This window comes from Paraliomyxa miuraensis, assembly GCF_026337845.1.
Classification (GTDB): domain Bacteria; phylum Myxococcota_A; class Polyangia; order Nannocystales; family Nannocystaceae; genus Paraliomyxa; species Paraliomyxa miuraensis.
Genome location: NZ_JAOVZF010000115.1, coordinates 1 through 15313, shown reverse-complemented (window position 1 = coordinate 15313; position 15313 = coordinate 1). Strand labels below are relative to the sequence as shown.

The following is a 15313-nucleotide window of genomic DNA, read 5'->3' as shown; positions in this document are numbered from 1 at the left end:
TCGTGAACAACCCGCCCCCAGGGTGGGCCATGGTCGTGAACAAACCCCGGCTACGGGTGGGTCATGATCGTGAACAACGACACCGCCCGCGCGAGTTTGTGAGAGGCCTGCCCACGACCCTGGTCGTCCACTGGCCCTTGCGATCGTCGTACGCTGCGACTGGGCCCGAATCAACTGTTTGAGCACGGGCGGAACACATCGACTCCACGAAGAGGCACCCCCCACCGTCGAGACACCGCTCGCACCGAGTACCCTCCACTTTAGCGCCAAGCGCGCATCTCTGGGAGTCCAGTAATTTCATTCGGTTATACGAAAGTTCGCTGATCTCGTTTGACGAATGACCTTGGGTCATTTAATAACTGACCCAAGGTCATCAAACCAAGGGAACGAGGGAGCAGGTCATGGCGAAGGCAATCGAGTCGATGGTGGTGCTGATCACGGGATGCTCGTCGGGCATCGGTCGAGCAACGGCCCTACGCCTGGCCAAGGCAGGCTACACGGTCTACGCGACCGCTCGACGAGTGGAATCGATCCGAGACCTGCAAGCGGTGGGCTGCAACACCCTGGCGCTCGACGTCACCAACGACACCTCGATGCAGCAAGCAGTGCAGACCATCGAGGCCGAGCACGGCGCCGTGGACGTGCTGATCAACAACGCCGGCTACAGCGAATCAGGCGCAGTCGAAGAGCTGAGCAGCGAGCGCCTTCGACGACAGTTCGAGACCAACGTGTTCGGCGTGCACCGCTTGATCCAACTCGTGCTTCCCGGCATGCGTGACAAGGGCTTTGGCAAGATCGTCAACCTCAGCTCGATGGGCGGGCGACTCACGTTCCCCGGCGGCGGGGCCTACCATGCCAGCAAGTACGCGATCGAGGCGCTCTCCGACGCGCTGCGCTTCGAAGTGAGGGGCTTTGGCATCGACGTCGTACTCGTGGAACCCGGGCTCATCCGCACCGGCTTCTCCGAGGCCGCAGTAGGGAGCATGACCGAGGCACTGGCCAAGCCCAGCCCCTACGGCGACTTCAACCAAGCCGTCGCCCTCGCCACCAAGGAGGTCTACGAGAAGGGCGTGTTCTCCAAGCTCGGCGGCGACCCCGACGACGTGGCACGGATCATCGAGCACGCCATCACGGCACGTCGGCCCCGGGCTCGCTATGCCGTGACCGCGTCGGCCAAGGTGCTGCTGGCACAGCGCGCCATGATGCCCGACTGGGCCTGGGATGCGTTCCTGCGCGCACAGTTTCCCCAGCCGGGACACGATGCAGCAAAGAGCGATGCAAGAGCCCCGGCGGGCGCAAGCTAACGGGCCGAGCGACCCGAGGCGCCGCTCGGCCCATGCCACCAGCGATCGCTCGCGGCTGGGCCGGATGGGTCAGGGCTCGATGCCCAGCGCGGCGAGGTCGGCCTCGGCCTGCGCCTGCCAGCCGCGGTTGGCCCGAGGACTGGCGGGGCTGGGGTGGAGCATCATGCCCACCGCGACCGCATCGCCCACCACCGCCTGCGCACGATCGCGGGCAAACGCTCCCACGCCGACGATCATCGCGGGGCGCAGCACCTCCACCGTCTCTCGCAGCGCACGATCGCAAGCACCGAACAAGGGCTCGCGCTCGGCCCTGGGCAGCTTGTCGGGGGTGCGGTTGCGGCCGGTCTCCTCGAGGAATGCCAGCGGACAGTAGTTGACCACGAAGAAGCGCGCGAAGAACCGCGCCGCGGTGCCGTAGCGCGCCTGGGCCCAGCCCCAAAGACGCGCCCCGCTGACCTCCGAGCGCGTGCAAGCCAGACCCTCGACCGGACGCTTGGGATGCTCGGGCTTGGGGTGGCCGACTCGACCGGTCAGCCCCAAGAAGTCGCGTACGAGGCCCACCTCGCCGAACGGCACCCCGGTCTGGGCCATGCCGAAGGGGCCGGGGTTCATGCCCAGCAGCACCACGCGACCCGTGCCGGTGCCAAAGCGCTCGAGGTACTGCTCGTGCATGGACCGGGCGTAGCGCAGCGGGTTGTACACGTGGGTCACCGGCGGGTCGAACGACAGCGCGTCGACGGCCCGGCAGAGGCGGCGGGTGATCCTGACCAGCTCCACGGGGGCGCACGGTAGCGCCGAGGCCGGGCCCGAGCAATGGTGGCGAGCACCATGCTCAGCTCGGCTTGGGCTCGGGCCCGGGATCATCGAGCAGCCGATCGCGCAGCGAGGCGGCCCACGAGTCGAGGTTGTGCAGCGTGCTCTGCAGCAGCGCCTTGTCGGCGACCAGGCGCTGCATCTCCTCCTCGAGCAGCTGCTTGGCGCGGCGGATCCTGGTGCGGGCGGTGCCCTCGGGTACGTCGAGCACGGTGCCGACCTCGGCGGCGGTCAGGCGCTCCCAGTAGTAGAGCTCGAGCACGATCTGGTGATCGAGCGGGATCCGCCGCAGCGCATGCAAGAGCACCCGGTGCTCGTCGTGCAGCGCCACCACCACGCTGGGCGAGGGAGCCAGGTCGTGCACCGAGGTCACGCCGAAGTCGATGCGATCGCCGTGGCGCCGCTGGCTGCGGTAGTGCTTGCCCAGCACGTTGTGGGCCACCGCGAACAGGAACGTGCGGAAGCTGGCCTCGCCGCGGAACTGATCCTTGCTCTCGACGCAGGCGAGGAAGGTGCGCTGGATCAGATCGTCGATGCCATGATCGACCTTGTTGCGAAAGAACCGGGCGATCGCGTCGAAGTGGCGCTCGAACAGCTCCTCGCCCGCACGACGGTCCCCGCCGCGCCAAGCCTCCAGCAGCTCGAGGTCGGTGGGAGCACCCATGCACCCGCGAGCATACGCCCGGGTGCCCGACGCCCGGAAGGCGTGGCGGCGCGCTCGAGTGTCGAGCCTCCGCCACGCCCCGCCGGAAGACCGTGGGTTCGAGCCACGGCGCCCTCCCTCGCAGCTCACAGATTGCGCTGGATCAGCGCCTCGAGCGGCTTGGCCGTCCCGGGGTTGCCGACGATCTGGTCGACCGCCTTGCCGCCCTTGAACACGATCAGGGTGGGCAGACCCCGAACGCCATAGCGCGCGGCGAGCTCGGGGTGGTGGTCGACGTCGAGCTTGACCACCTTGGCCTGGCCGGCGAAGCGGGTGGCGAGCGTCTCGAGGTGTGGGGCAATCGACCGACAGGGTCCACACCAGGTGGCCCAGAAGTCCACGAGCACGGGCTGCTCGGCGTCGAGCACGTCGTGTTGGAAGTGGGCGGCGTCGGTGTGGAGCACCGAAGCAGCCGCTGCGCCAGCCTTTGAATGGTCGAGAGGCATGATCGTTTCCTTTCGCTCCGCCGAAGCGACGTCGGCGATGGGTTGGAAGGTGGATCCCCCGTCGTGCGCGCGTATCCGTGGTCCGTGCTCGATCGTCCAGAAGCTCCGGGATGGGTTTGGCGGGAGCCCCCGAGTCGTGCTCCAATGGGTCCGCTCCGATGCTGCTCGATCGGCTGCTCGCTTCGCTTCGGGTCGAGGTGGCCCCGTTTGCCGTGTGCGACGTGCGGCGTGGCTGGCGGCTGGTCGTGCCGCCCGACGGGCACGTGAGCCTGCACTTCGTGGTCCAGGGCGAGGGACGCCTGCGCGAGCCCGACGGTCGCGAGTATCCGCTGCCCCGCGGGGCGGTGTTCGTGGCGCCGCCCGGGCGAGCGCTGCGGGTCGAGCCGATGGGTGAGGCCGCCGACGAGCTGGTGGCGGCGGCCGATTGCTCGCTGCCCGAGCACGGCTGGCGGCGGCTGGTGGCGGGCTCGGGCGAGTCGGCGCTGCTGATGGCGTGCGGGGCGATCCGGGTGACCTACGGCGGGGGTGTGGGCCTGTTCGACGGCCTGCGCGAGCCCTTGGTGGTCGAATTCGAGGACGACGCGAGGGTGCGCGTGGTGTTCGAGGGCCTGCTGGCCGAGCAGGCCGACCCCGCCCCCGGCTCGCAGACGATGATGCGCGCGCTGATGACCCAGGGCCTGGTCGCGGTGCTGCGACGGCTGTGCGACAGCGGCACGTGCTCGCTGCCGTGGATGCAGGCGCTGGGCGACGATCGGCTGGTGCGGGCGCTCGATGCCATGCTCGATGCCCCCGAGCGCCCGCACACGCTGGAGTCGGTGGCCCGCATCGCGGGCATGAGCCGCTCGGCGTTCAGCGAGCGCTTCAGCACCACCTTTGGTCGCACCGCGATGGATCTGCTGCGCGAGGTGAGGCTCGATCGCGGGGCCGAGCTGTTGCGCACGACCGATCTGGGGGTGCAGGAGGTGGCCGACCGCGTGGGGCTGTCGAGCCGTAGCTACTTCTCCAAGGCGTTTCGGACGCGCTTTGGCACCGACCCCGCCAGCTACCGGGCGGCAGCTCGGGAGGACCGGACCGCGGCGGCGTCGTAGGCCCGGGCTCTCACCCAAGGCGAGCCGCGTAGTCGGCCTCGCGAAAGCCGACCAGTGCGAGCTTCGCCGGCCCCTCGGGCTCGCTGCCCGTGCCGATCACCAGCGGTCGCTTGATCAGCTTGCCGTCGGCGGCGAGGGCAGCCAGCGCGTCGGCCTCGCTCATGCCGGGCAGCCGATCCTTGAACCCACCCTCGCGGTAGGAGACGCCCGAGGTGTTGAACAGCTTGGCCACGGGCAGGCCGCTGGTCTCGAGCACCTCGCGCAGCACGGCCGCCGTGGGTGGCGACTCGACGATGTGCACGCGCTCGTGCTCCACGCCATGGGCATCGAGCCACCGAAGGGCCTTCTTGCAGGTGCTGCAGGCGGGGTAGTGGTAGACGGTGACGGTGGGCATGAGCGGGTGGTGATAGCAGCAAACGGCGCATGGCAGCACAGCGCGCAGTACGCAAACGACCGGGGCACCGGATTTGGGGTTCCATCCTCACCCTCGACGATCGACACTCATGGATGAACCACTTGGTCCGATGGCACGACTCATCCGCATGATGCCCTTCGTCTCGCCCGCACGACTCGCAGTGCTCGTCGTGGCGAGCTCCGTGCTTCCCGTCTCGATCGCCGCCTGCGGCGAGAAGGGCGGTGGTCGCGAGAGCGCCAACGATGGTGGCCTCGTCAGCGGCATCGCGAGCCTCACCGATGGCATCGATCTCACCGAGGGCGAGAGCATGAGCGCCGACGGGGACACGGGTGACAAGCTCGACGTGGGAGGGGGCAGCGCCACCGGAGGCGCGGGCGATTGCCCGGGCGGCGGCGGCGGCATGCCGGGCGATCTGGAGTTCAGCAACATCTGGATCGCGAACACGCCCGACGGGACCGTGTCGAAGATCGACACGCAGTCGGGCGTGGAGCTGGCGCGCTATGCCACCGGGGCCTCGGCGGCCTCCGATCCCTCGCGGACCTCGGTCAACCTCCTGGGCGACGTGGCGGTGGTCAACCGCGCGGGCGGCTCGGTGCTCAAGATCGCCGCGGTGCTCGAGCGCTGCGTCGACGCCAACGGCAACGGGAGCATCGAGACCTCGAGCGGGCCGACGGACGTGCTGCCGTGGGGGCAGGACGAGTGCGTGCTGTGGGAGACGCCGCTCTACACGGGGGCTCGCGCGGCGGCCTGGGACTCGGGCAACGACCCCGAGAACCTCGACGACATGGGCTGCCAGGTGGTCGATCCCAGCCTGTGGGTGAGCGCCATGGACGAGACCAACACGGTGCACGTGTGGCGGCTCGACGGGGCCACCGGGACCAAGCTGCAGGAGGTCACCCTGCCCGGCTGGAACGGCGGCTGGGGCGGGGTCTACGGCGGCGCGGTGGATCGCGAGCGCGGCTTCTGGGCGCCGGGCAAGGACAACACCGTGCTGGTGCACGTCGACGCGAGCACGTTCGAGCTGACGGTCCACGATGCGGTCGGCTACGAGCGCTTCTATGGGATTGCGATGGACGCCGACGGCACGCCGTGGGTCGCCTCGGAGTTCGACGACCGGCTGCTGCACTTCGACCGCGGCTCGGAGCAGTTCGTCGACCACGGCGCCACCGGCCACGGCAGCCTGCGTGGGCTGGCGGTCGACGAGGCGGGCAACGCCTGGATCGCGGCCAACAACCCGTGCGACCTGGTGCGCTTCGATCGCGGCAGCGGGGCCTACGAGAACATCGCCCTGCCCGGGTGCGGGACCCCGGTGGGGGTGAGCATCGACGTCGAGGGCTTCGTGTGGGTGGTCGACCAGGGCAGCAGCCTGGCCTACAAGATCGACCCGATCACGCGGGCGGTGGTGGCCACGGTCACCGGGCTCTCGGGGCCGTACACCTACTCGGACATGACCGGGTCGGGGCTGAGCCTGGTGACGAACCCGCCGCCGGCGTGAGCGCCCATCACTCGCGCGTGGTGGCCGAGCCGGGTCCGGCGTAGGCTATCGCGCCATGAGCGAGCCCCGCCCCGATTCCCCGCGCGATGCCGTGATGATCACCGGTGCCTCCACGGGCATCGGGCGAGCGACCGCGCTGCACCTGGCGGGCAAGGGCCTGCGCGTGTTCGCGGGGATCCGCAAGCCGGCCGACGGCGAGGCGCTGGTGAAGGCGCTGGGAGGCGAGGGGGCGGGCGGCAGCATCGAGCCGCTCGTCGTCGACGTGGCCGAGGGCGACTCGATCGCGAGCGCGGTGACCGAGCTCTCCGAGCGGCTCGAGGGATCGCGCTTGATCGGCCTGGTCAACAACGCCGGCATCGCCGTCGGTGGCCCGCAGGAGTTCATGCCGCTCGAGGAATGGCGTCGTCAGTTCGAGGTCAACGTGTTCGGCCTGGTCGACACCACGCAGAAGGTGCTGCCGTACCTGATGCGCAGCCACGGACGCGTGGTCAACATCGGCTCGATCGGCGGGCGCGTGGCCACGCCGCTGATGGGACCGTATGCCGCCACCAAGTTCGCCGTGCGAGCCATCACCGACGCGCTGCGCATGGAGCTGCGACCGTTCGGGGTGTGGGCGGCGTGCGTGGAGCCGGGGGCGATCAAGACCGAGATCTGGAAGAAGGCCGACGAGCAGATCGCGGACTATGCCGCCAACACTCCGGCCGAGGAGCAAGCGCGCTACCAACCCGGGTTCGAGGCGCTGATTCGCTTCAGCGCTCGCGGGGCCAAGCAAGGCGCCGAGCCGATCGCGGTGGCGCGCAAGGTCGAGCATGCGCTGCTCGCCTCGCGACCGCGCACCAGCTATCTCGTGGGCGTGGACGCGCACGTGCTGGCCACCTTGCGCTGGCTGCTGTCCGATCGCGCGCTCGAGTGGGTGATGGGCAAGATGATGTGAGCCCGATGTTGTGCACCCTCGCGCGTGCCCCCCGATCGCGCGCCCGATCGCGCGGGCGTCTCGCGAATTCGCCCACAGAACAGCGTTGCAAGCCGATTGGAGCCCGGTTAACAAGGGAGGATGACGCACCTCTTGCTCGCTTCCCTTGCCGCCGTGCTCACCGTTCCGCCGGCGGTGCAACCGGTGGCGGTGCAACCGGTGGCGGTGATCGAGAGCCACGACGCCTCGCTCGGCCAGCTGCCCGGGGGGGTGGCGGTGGGCCCCGATGGTGACGTCTTCGTGACCCTCGCCGGCACCGGTGAGCTCCGTCGCATCGACGGCAAGACCTACCGGGGTCGGACGCTCGCCAACTTCGACGTCGGCTACGGCTTCCTGCTCGGCATGGCCTTCGACGGCGACGATCTCTACGTGGTGCTGGCCTCGTTCCTCGACGAGACCTCGGGGGTGTGGCGCGTGCACGACGACGGGAGCGCCGCGCGCGTGGTGGCGTTTCCCGGCAACGCGTTCCCCCACGACATCACCTTCGATGCGGCGGGCAACATGTTCGTGACCGAGTCGATCGGCGGCGTGGTCTACCGCGTGGAGGCCGGGTCGAGCACGCCGGTGCCGTGGGTGAGCAGCCTGCTGCTGGTGGGCGACGTGGCGATGTCGCCGGTGCCGTTCCCCATCGGGGCCAGCGGCATCACCTACGACGACGAGGCCCGGTCGGTGTTGGTGACCAACTCGCAGGTGCCGGCGATCGTGGAGATCGAGGACGACGACGGGGTCGCGGGGGCGATCTTGGTGCTCGCGGAGGGTGAGCACCTGCGCGGGGCGGATGGCGTGGCGCTGGGCCAGAGCGGCGACGTGTACGTGGTGTCGAACTTCCACTCGGCGCTGCTCGTCGTCGATCGTCGGACCGGGGTCACCACCACCCTCGCCGACGCGAGCGACGGGCTGGCGTTCCCCTCGATGCTGGCCTCCGGCCGGCAAGGGGCGGACGAGAAGGCGGTGTTCGTGGCCAACTTCGGGCTCGGAGCCGGACCCACGGCGCCGGTGTCGGTGCTGCGCATCGCGGTCGACGAGAAGGGCGAGGACCGCCCCGCGGGGACCTGAGCGGCCACATTGCCGCGCATGTCCCCTGCGCACGAGGCATCGGCACCGAAGAGGAGGATCCGCCTAGCTCGATTGATGAGAATCCGATGGTCTCGCCTTGCGACCGACGCAAGCTCGTTGGGCGAGACATGCCACGCGCACGAGGATATCCTGCATGGGAGCCCATGTCCCGACTCAAGGCCTCTCAGTACCTGGAATGGCGAGATGGCAAGTCCACCAGGTTCTTCGAGGCCAAGGCGCGCGGGTCCGTGGTCACCATCCGAACCGGGGCCCTCGGAAGCGAGGGACGCACTCGGACGGTCGACTGCGCCTCCCCGGACGAGGCCAAGCGACTCGTGAAGCTCAGGGCCATCGAGAAGTACGTCGACGGCTGGAAGTACGCGACGCCTCCCCCCAAGGGTGTCCCATCTCCTTCAGTCCGCGCGAAGAAGCCGGCGCCGAAGAAGCCCAAGAAGGGACCCAACCCCGCCGTCGTGTGGAAGCGGTTCTTGAAGCGGCTCGAGGCGCGTGGGCTGCAAGGTTGCGTGCGGCGGGTGCCCAAGACGGCAATGCCCACGAAGGTGCCCAAGTGGGCCCATCAGGTACAGCTGCGCGGGCTGCCGTTCCCGGAGGACTACCGAGAGTTCGTTCGCGAGCACGGATACCCGCGGGTCGCGGTTCCGAGGACCGACCATGGTGCCTTCGCCTTCCTGCCGCCACGCTGGATTCGCGCGTGCTCTTCCCAGCTGGGAGAGCCCGGGTCGTCCTTCCCAGCCGTGTCGTCGCGCCGCCAGCGGGGCGACTGGGAGTACGTCTCCACCATGTTCTGCGCCACGGATCTGGCCGACCTCCATGGCGCGTGTTTCCGACGAGGCGAGGACGGAGGGATCTGGGTCTACGAGGTCGACGGGGGCATCATGGATCCGAGCGACCCCTCGAGCTTCGGCGACTGGCTCGACCGCCAGACGCACAGGGCCCTCGAGGCGCTGGCGGATGTGGACGCGGACGCGGCGGACTTCTGGTCCCCCCTCTAGTGTGGATGTCGAGCGGGAGTTCACCCCACTTCGACCCGCACCAGCGAGACGAGCCGCCGGATCGCCTTCTCGACCATCTCGGTCTCGGGGTGCCGCACGATCGCATAGCCCTCGCCCTCGTAGCTGCGCACCTTGGGCTGGCCGACCACGGGGAGCTTGGCCTCGACCACCAGGTGGCCGAGCTCGGCCTGCGCTTGCTCGATGCCGTGCAGCTTCACCACGCGGGTGCCCTCGCCCTGGCCGCGGAAGAACGCGGCCGCGACCGCGTACTTGCGCGGGGGCATCGACCAGTGGTCCAGCGCCACCAGCTCGGCCCACTTGCGGTAGACGTCGACCTCGTGGGCCCAGCTGTTGAGGGTGACGATCTGGGCCCCGGGCGGGCGCGCACCCACCTCGGACACGGCCACGCTGCCGTCGGCGCGGCGAAACCACTCCATGTGGCTGATGCCGGTGTGCATGCCCAGCGCCTTCAGGGCGGCGAGGGCCACGGGGCGGATCGCCTGGGTGTCGGAGGTCTCTTCCTCGCGCGGCAGGATCACGCACCACTGGATCCACGGGTTCTCGAGCACCACCAGCGGGGCGGGGTCGTAGCGCGTGTGCGAGTCCCAGCGGGGCACGCCGCGGATGCTGGCGGTCTCGAACGAGCGCTCCTTGCCGACCACCAGCTCCTCGACCATCTCGGGCACGAACCGCGCGAGTGCCTGGTCGAGCTCGGCCTTGGTGGTGGCGCGGTGCGTGCCGATCGAGCCCGCGCCGTCGCGGGGCTTGAGGATGATCGGCAGGCCCACCTCCTCCACGAAGGCGTACACGTCGCGGGCCGAGTGGGTGGCGCGATGGCGTGCGCAGGGCAGACCGGCCTTGCGCAGCGCGTCCTTCATGACGGCCTTGTCGCGAAAGCGGGTGGCCGCGGCCTCGCCCATGCCCTCGATGCCCAGGCGGTCGCGCACCTGGCCCAGCGGGACCTGGAGCTGCTCGAGCGCGCCCACGAGGCGGTCGACGCCACCCATGTGCTGGCGCAGCTTGTCGGTGCCGTGCAACAGCTGTGCAGGGTCGAGCGGCTTGTCGATGCGAAAGTGCCCGGCCAGCCGCGAGCGCAGCCCCGGCGGGAGCTTCTCGGCCGGATCACCGCTGACCAGGCCAAGGGTGACCTGCGGGATGCTGGCCATGGCCTCCACGAAGCGGAGGGTGGCGTCCATGAAGTACGGGGCGACGAAGACGACGCGAGGCATGGGTGACTGGCTCGAGGGCGGAGCCTAGCAGGGCCCTCGGGCGAGGGCGATACCCAGCCCCGGCTCACGCGGGGCTACCGAACGGCTTGGAAGGGCATTGCCTCCTGGGCACTTGGCTTGCGAGAGGAGGAGGGGAGGAGGGGAGGGAGGGAGGGAAATTCGAACACGTGTTCGAATTTGGCGGAGGGTTCATCGCGGTCATGGGCGGGTGGAACGGGACCCGTTCAGCGAACGCGAGAGACGGTGCACCGAGCGGCTTGGCTCGTCGTCGACGAGCTCGGGCCCGCAGCCGGCTGCCACCACGGCGATGGCCAAGAACATGACGGTCTTGGGCACGATTCTCCTCCTGACGCCCGCCAAGTCAATCTGGGCAGGGCATGTCCGGCTCGAGGGCGACGTAGATCTCGCCGTTGATGTTGGGGTCGGGACCGTAGAGAGTGCTCAATGCGGCCCAATATACCAGCACGATCGGCACCAGATCCTCGTGGCAGCAGTACCAATTGCAATCGAAGGGGCTGTGCGTGAAGCCCTCGATGTAGAGCAATCCGTTGGTTGCGAATTCGCAGTCTGGCGGGAGGTACTCCGCGTTCGGATCGATCTCTTCGAGCGTACCCGTGAGATCTTCGTACGCACGGTCGGTCAAGAACCCGCAGCCCGAGCGGTCGACCGACGGATCCACACCAATGATGTCGAGGCGGCGGTCGAGCCGATAGAACCGAGCCTCGGGAATCTCGTACTCGAGCGTCCCCGGAGGCTCATCCTCGTCGGGCGCCTCGGGGCGACAGCCGACTACGATGATCGCAAGGGTCGAGATCGTGATGGTCTTGTACATGAGTCTCACGTTCCTTCCCTCGAGTCCATTGACGTCGAGCCACCGTAGCATCTCAAAACCCCCAGTGCATCCCTACGGGCGCGTGGTCGGGCGGCGTCGGCATGGCAACGCCGCACTCGAAGTCCCTCACCCCGGGCAGGCAGCGCCACAGGTGCAGCATGTCGCCGACGGCGTCGAACCATGCCACGTCGTGACAACCATCGGCGTCGAAGTCGCCGACATACGGACTATAGTCTCCATCGAGCGCGAAGGGCTTGGCTTCGTGGCCTCCCGCTTGGTCGTGGTACCACACGAAGCTCGGCCCCGTGGACCAAGCCGACGGGCCTTCGGAGGTCAGTCCCCAGCTGCGGTGCCAGAAGATGTCGTCGATGCCATCGCCATCGAAGTCACCCACGAACGGTCGGAAGCTGTGCCCCACGCGCTTGGGAATGGTGGCAAACGCGAGCTGGGTCGGGGTGCTCCGCGACAGCCAAAGCACGTCCTCGATGTCGAGGAAGCCTGCCGGCAGGTTGGATACTCCCTGCCACATGATGTCGGCCCGGCCGTCACCATCGAAGTCGCCGATCGCGGGGATGTTCTCACCGGGCACCAGCCCGAGCTCGCCTTGTGGCTTGCCAGACGGCGGAGCCGCCAGCTCGAAGGCTTCGTCATCGATGCGCCAAGTCGTGACGCGACCCGCCACGGGGTCCGACCACACGATGTCGTCGGGGTACCCCGCGCCGCGATAGGGGGCCACGAGCGGATAGGCGAAGCCTGACTGCTGCGGCACGTCGACCCACTCCTTGATGGCATTGCCCGCGGCCGCGATCGCGGTGTCGGCCTCGTTGCCGGGCCGGTAGAGATAGACGATGTCGCGGTCGAGGTGCTGGCCGTCGAAGCGCCCGATCACGGGCACTGCAAACGAGTCGTGCGGCCACTCGAAGGCAGTGGTGGTGAGGCCCGAGTTGAAGACCGCGAGATCGGTGACGTCGGGACCGGGCCCGAAGAACAACAGGTCGAAGGTCGTCGCGTCGTCGGACAGCTGTAGAGGAATCACGACCTCGCTCTCGTTCGGGAACCAGCCTCCCGCTGGCGGCGGCTGTGGCGTGGAGTAGGGAAACGACGCGGCCGTGAACGCGATTCCGTCGGGTTCCAGCTGCGGCCTCCACAGGATCCCCTGGGTAGCACCTTCGGTGTGCCAGAGGATCTCGGCGCCCTGGCCGAGAATGCCAGCGTATCGATACCCGATCTCTGGTGCTCTCGTCTCGAAGCGAGCGCGAGGTGTGTGTTGCAGGAAGAACGCCGAGAGGCGATCGAATTGTGTGAGGTGCTCGACGTCGTCGGAGTAGACACCTGCACACCCGGGAGTGGACATGATCGAGTCGGGATCGACAGGGGTCAGCGGGCGCGGATCGGGGTCGCTACAGCTCTTTCCCGTCGACCCTGGGTGATTGACCTCCTCGTGGACGAAGCCCATCATGTGCCCGAGCTCGTGTCGAAGTACGAGGAGTAGCTGTTCGGTGCCAAAGCCGGCAATCGGGCCGTTTTGGAGCAGGATCGTACGCACGAGGTTGCCGCCGATGGGCTCGAGCGCAGGATCGTTCCATGCTTGCGGAACCGCATTCGCAACGCCTTGGGCAGCGTTGGCAACGGAGATCACCCCAAAGTAGGCCTCGGTTCCCGCTACACAGTCGGCTCGGGCGATGACGTCGCCCCCCTGCTCGATCACGAACGCCGGAACATCCGGCCGGTCGTCCTCCCGCACGTGCACGAAGTTCGCCCCGCTGACCCGCTCCCACTCCGCCATCGTGGAATTGAGCGCTCGGATCATCTTGTGGTAGCTCGCCTCGTTCTCCGCGTCCTCGCCGGGCATCCCATTGATGCAGTACGAGAGCTCGAGCTTGCGCGACTCACCCCACCGTTCGTGGATGTGCGGATCCTGCGTGGTTGCACCGACCGCCCGACCGGCAGCCGTCAGCGACGAGGTCGTAGGGACATCCACCTGGCTCGATGACGACGACCCCACCGCGAGCGCATCGTCGTCGAGCATGTGCACCACGTGCTCCACCGTTCCCGGCTGCGAGTTCGCCACTGGCTCGTTGGGCGAGAGCCCCGGAGCCATCCCGATCTCCTCGACACACCCCGGCCCTCCCGGCCCCGGTTCCAGGCCATCGGGCATGTCTTCGTCCCCACCCGTACCCGAACCGGTAGGCACGTCGTCGCCCGGGCACGCCGATGCGAGCACCACGATCCCAAGGCCCGGCCCGAGCCCCTTGAACCCTGCTCCGATCGCCATCGAGTGACGAGCTAGGAAACTCGGCCCCCTTGTCAATCACATCCCGTGCTCTTTTCTCCCCCTCGAACTGGTCCTAATCGGCTCGCTACCACCCAACCCCGTTCGGCCCCCAGGGACAGGGACGGTCCGCGATTCGATCCCTCCGCGACGCGGTCTACGGAATCACGCTGTACCCAACGAACCCCGGGTTGACCTGCTCGACCGCACCCTCATACTCCGCCGCGAGCCGGGCGGCCTCCACCCAGTCGGCGGCGATGTCCCAGCCCACCGCCACCGTCTCCTCGTAGTGGTCCTCGGGCTCGCCCGCCACCTGCCCGAGCTGGCACGACAGCGCGGCAAAGATGTCACCGCCCGGCACGTCGGTGTACGGCGGTGCGCCCAGCAGCGTGGGATCGTCGAGGATCTCCTTGCAGCGCTGCCCGGTGACCCACCATGCACCCGAGGGATCCTGGCCGTCGAGGATCCCCGCGGCCCCCGAGCTGCTCTACTCACTACACTTGCGAGCGCCCGCGCGGCCTGGGGCCGGGCGGGCGCTCGTCGGTGGAAGCGATGGGGCTATGCGGCGTTCGAGGTGGGAGTCGGCTCGGCGGCGTCCTCGGCTTCGTCGTCCTCGTCGTCCTCGTCAGTGGTGACGGACGGGGCACGACGGCTCGAGTTCAGGAACCCGAGGCGGCGGAGCAGGTTGCGGTCCTTGATCGCGGAGCGGGCGATCTCCGACCACTCGAGGTACCAGGCCCACATGGCATCCTCGGCTTCGGCGAGGCGGGCGTTCTCTTCTTCGAGGTCGGGGAGCTCCGCGGGCTCGTCCTCGATGGAGCTCACTTGCTCGAGTAGCTCCTTGGCCTCGGCGATCACCGCAGGCGTGAGACCGCGGCGCTGGAGGAGCTTGCGGGCGTCCTTGCCGGCCTGGCCGTGGCCACCTTCGGCCCGGGTGAGCTCGGCGAGGCGCTCGACGAAGGTGCCCACCGAGATCACCACCGCCGCGCCAGCGGTCTGCGAGAGGTTGAGGAACACGCGAGCGTGGATCTCGGGGTAGTGGCGCAAGAGCGTCGCGTTGGCGACGGGGAACCACTCGTTCTCCCAGCGATCGAGCTGCTCGATGACGGCCGGGTTGGGCGATCGTGGGGGAAGGACTGCGAGCGATACGTCGGTGACGCCTCGCAGCAGAGAGAGTCCTTCCTCGAGGTCTTCCTTGCCGAACCCTCGAGATGCGAGCGCAGACGCGATCTTCTTGTTGCGGAGTCCGAGCAGCAGCTTCAACACGCGCTCGGCCTTGTCACCGATCCTCTTCTTGGCCATTGGGGGCCTCCTCCTTGTTAGCGAGAGTCAACGTAGGGGACCAGAGATGATGCGCCAGTGGTTTTTGGTGGTTGGGTGAAATCGAGTGGGTGGGTGTCACCAATGGAGCACATCGAGTTGCTGGAAGTGGACCGTTCGGGGACGGGGGAGAGGCGGTGGTCCGGAGATGGGCGCCCCCCGGTCGGTGAGCGAGGGCCCCGCGGGGGCAAGCGGGGTGCGAGGTGGGGGCGGCAGGTGGTCGAGGTGGGGGCGGCAGGTGGCGAAGGTGGGGGCGGCAGGTGGCGGAGGTAGGGGCGACGGGTCGGCGAGGTGGGGGCGGCGGGTGGCGGAGGCGGGGGCGGCGGGTCGTGGAGGTGGGGGCAAGGGGTCGCG

Annotated in this window: 15 protein-coding genes; 6 read left to right on the top strand and 9 right to left on the bottom strand. The window is 68.6% G+C overall.

The window, feature by feature from the left end; all coding sequences use genetic code 11:
* The first annotated feature begins 401 nt into the window (after positions 1-401).
* A complete protein-coding gene (locus OEB96_RS00815) occupies positions 402-1304 on the top strand; it encodes an oxidoreductase (RefSeq protein ID WP_266213465.1) in 903 nt (300 codons plus the stop codon).
* Between the two features lie 69 nt (positions 1305-1373).
* Here the strand turns inward: OEB96_RS00815 and OEB96_RS00810 are convergent, their stop codons facing one another.
* From OEB96_RS00810 to trxA, 3 genes are all read right to left on the bottom strand, one after another.
* Positions 1374-2081 carry a uracil-DNA glycosylase family protein gene (locus OEB96_RS00810; RefSeq protein ID WP_266213464.1) on the bottom strand — a complete coding sequence of 236 codons (708 nt, stop codon included), beginning with the start codon at positions 2079-2081 and terminating at the stop codon, positions 1374-1376.
* A 55-nt stretch (positions 2082-2136) separates the two neighbouring features.
* Entirely contained in the window at positions 2137-2781 is a 645-nt protein-coding gene (locus OEB96_RS00805; protein WP_266213463.1) for an RNA polymerase sigma factor, read from the bottom strand.
* A 125-nt stretch (positions 2782-2906) separates the two neighbouring features.
* A complete protein-coding gene (trxA, locus tag OEB96_RS00800) occupies positions 2907-3224 on the bottom strand; it encodes a thioredoxin (RefSeq protein ID WP_266213462.1) in 318 nt (105 codons plus the stop codon).
* Positions 3225-3424: 200 nt separating this feature from the next.
* On the opposite strand from trxA, the gene OEB96_RS00795 reads away from it, so the two are divergent.
* A complete protein-coding gene (locus OEB96_RS00795; RefSeq protein ID WP_266213461.1) occupies positions 3425-4354 on the top strand; it encodes a helix-turn-helix transcriptional regulator in 930 nt (309 codons plus the stop codon).
* Between the two features lie 10 nt (positions 4355-4364).
* Here OEB96_RS00795 and OEB96_RS00790 read toward each other — a convergent pair whose 3' ends face one another.
* Complete coding sequence (locus OEB96_RS00790) at positions 4365-4748, bottom strand: Spx/MgsR family RNA polymerase-binding regulatory protein (protein ID WP_266213460.1); 384 nt, start codon at positions 4746-4748, stop codon at positions 4365-4367.
* 130 nt (positions 4749-4878) lie between these two features.
* On the opposite strand from OEB96_RS00790, the gene OEB96_RS00785 reads away from it, so the two are divergent.
* From OEB96_RS00785 to OEB96_RS00770, 4 genes are all read left to right on the top strand, one after another.
* Positions 4879-6264: a Vgb family protein gene (locus OEB96_RS00785; protein WP_266213459.1), complete on the top strand. Its 1386-nt coding sequence runs from the start codon at positions 4879-4881 to the stop codon at positions 6262-6264.
* A 55-nt stretch (positions 6265-6319) separates the two neighbouring features.
* Positions 6320-7198 (top strand): SDR family oxidoreductase, encoded by an 879-nt coding sequence (locus OEB96_RS00780; RefSeq protein ID WP_266213458.1) that lies wholly within the window; start codon positions 6320-6322, stop codon positions 7196-7198.
* A gap of 132 nt (positions 7199-7330) precedes the next feature.
* A complete protein-coding gene (locus OEB96_RS00775) occupies positions 7331-8293 on the top strand; it encodes an NHL repeat-containing protein (RefSeq protein ID WP_266213457.1) in 963 nt (320 codons plus the stop codon).
* A gap of 164 nt (positions 8294-8457) precedes the next feature.
* The gene (locus tag OEB96_RS00770) at positions 8458-9306 is read left to right on the top strand and encodes an SMI1/KNR4 family protein (protein WP_266213456.1); all 849 of its coding nucleotides are present in this window, start codon (positions 8458-8460) and stop codon (positions 9304-9306) included.
* A 20-nt stretch (positions 9307-9326) separates the two neighbouring features.
* Here OEB96_RS00770 and OEB96_RS00765 read toward each other — a convergent pair whose 3' ends face one another.
* The 5 genes from OEB96_RS00765 to OEB96_RS00745 form a co-directional block, all read right to left on the bottom strand.
* On the bottom strand, positions 9327-10535 hold the full coding sequence (locus OEB96_RS00765; RefSeq protein ID WP_266213455.1) for an ATP-grasp domain-containing protein: 1209 nt from the start codon (positions 10533-10535) through the stop codon (positions 9327-9329).
* A gap of 361 nt (positions 10536-10896) precedes the next feature.
* A complete protein-coding gene (locus tag OEB96_RS00760; protein WP_266213454.1) occupies positions 10897-11367 on the bottom strand; it encodes a hypothetical protein in 471 nt (156 codons plus the stop codon).
* Between the two features lie 52 nt (positions 11368-11419).
* Positions 11420-13642 (bottom strand): zinc metalloprotease, encoded by a 2223-nt coding sequence (locus tag OEB96_RS00755; RefSeq protein ID WP_266213453.1) that lies wholly within the window; start codon positions 13640-13642, stop codon positions 11420-11422.
* A 154-nt stretch (positions 13643-13796) separates the two neighbouring features.
* Entirely contained in the window at positions 13797-14000 is a 204-nt protein-coding gene (locus tag OEB96_RS00750; RefSeq protein ID WP_266213452.1) for a hypothetical protein, read from the bottom strand.
* A gap of 197 nt (positions 14001-14197) precedes the next feature.
* A complete protein-coding gene (locus OEB96_RS00745; protein WP_266213451.1) occupies positions 14198-14941 on the bottom strand; it encodes a hypothetical protein in 744 nt (247 codons plus the stop codon).
* Positions 14942-15313 lie beyond the last annotated feature (372 nt).

Excerpts from the sequence above, each read along its gene's own strand:
- OEB96_RS00790 (WP_266213460.1), bottom strand. The coding sequence starts at position 4,748 with ATGCCCACCGTCACCGTCTACCACTACCCCGCCTGCAGCACCTGCAAG.
- OEB96_RS00805 (WP_266213463.1), bottom strand. The coding sequence starts at position 2,781 with ATGGGTGCTCCCACCGACCTCGAGCTGCTGGAGGCTTGGCGCGGCGGG.
- OEB96_RS00780 (WP_266213458.1), top strand. The coding sequence starts at position 6,320 with ATGAGCGAGCCCCGCCCCGATTCCCCGCGCGATGCCGTGATGATCACC.
- OEB96_RS00770 (WP_266213456.1), top strand. The coding sequence starts at position 8,458 with ATGTCCCGACTCAAGGCCTCTCAGTACCTGGAATGGCGAGATGGCAAG.
- OEB96_RS00785 (WP_266213459.1), top strand. The coding sequence starts at position 4,879 with ATGGCACGACTCATCCGCATGATGCCCTTCGTCTCGCCCGCACGACTC.
- OEB96_RS00745 (WP_266213451.1), bottom strand. The coding sequence starts at position 14,941 with ATGGCCAAGAAGAGGATCGGTGACAAGGCCGAGCGCGTGTTGAAGCTG.
- OEB96_RS00795 (WP_266213461.1), top strand. The coding sequence starts at position 3,425 with ATGCTGCTCGATCGGCTGCTCGCTTCGCTTCGGGTCGAGGTGGCCCCG.
- OEB96_RS00755 (WP_266213453.1), bottom strand. The coding sequence starts at position 13,642 with ATGGCGATCGGAGCAGGGTTCAAGGGGCTCGGGCCGGGCCTTGGGATC.
- OEB96_RS00815 (WP_266213465.1), top strand. The coding sequence starts at position 402 with ATGGCGAAGGCAATCGAGTCGATGGTGGTGCTGATCACGGGATGCTCG.
- OEB96_RS00760 (WP_266213454.1), bottom strand. The coding sequence starts at position 11,367 with ATGTACAAGACCATCACGATCTCGACCCTTGCGATCATCGTAGTCGGC.
- OEB96_RS00765 (WP_266213455.1), bottom strand. The coding sequence starts at position 10,535 with ATGCCTCGCGTCGTCTTCGTCGCCCCGTACTTCATGGACGCCACCCTC.